The organism is Protofrankia sp. CiP3, from assembly GCF_917627345.1.
Taxonomy (GTDB): Bacteria; Actinomycetota; Actinomycetes; order Frankiales; family Frankiaceae; genus Protofrankia.
The window spans coordinates 1,320-1,871 of record NZ_CAKJTM010000127.1; the positions used below are offsets into that span (position 1 = coordinate 1,320).

The following is a 552-nucleotide window of genomic DNA, read 5'->3' on the forward strand; positions in this document are numbered from 1 at the left end:
ACCGATAGTGATCGTTATCCGCCCCCGACGGCGATCGGAGGAACGCGGAGCCGAGGGTCGTGGAGCGGCCGGACTGTCTACAGCATCCTGATGAACCCGAAGTACACAGGGTACATGGTGTGGAACAGGCGAGCGCGTAACAGTCGCCAGGGCCGGTTCAATCCACCGGCTTTATGGGTATGGTCACCGGAAGTGACACATCCACCCATTGTCAGCCTCGACACCTACCGGGCTGCGGCCGAGATCAGCAATGGTCGGCGCGGCAGCCGATCATCCTCTGTCGCCAATACACATCCCGCTACTGAGCGCTCGTATCTACTTCGGTCCTACGTCCGCTGCGCCATCTGCGGCCGTCGGATGGAGGCGACGACACGCAAGAAGCAATACGTGTACCTCCGCTGCCGTATCAGGCCGACCAGCGGTCATGACGCCCACCACCGTTGGCCCGGACATCCCGCCGATATCTACGTCCCCCAGCACCTTCTCCGTGACGGCATCCTTGACTTCTTCGCCGACCGCGTCTTTGGGAAAGATCGCCACTACCTTCTGGGT

At 61.6% G+C, this 552-nt stretch carries 1 protein-coding gene; it reads left to right on the top strand.

Annotation, left to right across the window (positions count from 1 at the left end; genetic code table 11):
- Positions 1–33: 33 nt before the first annotated feature.
- The coding region (locus MJ797_RS23710; RefSeq protein WP_255739427.1) for a recombinase family protein at positions 34–552 on the top strand (519 nt) is incomplete at its 3' end.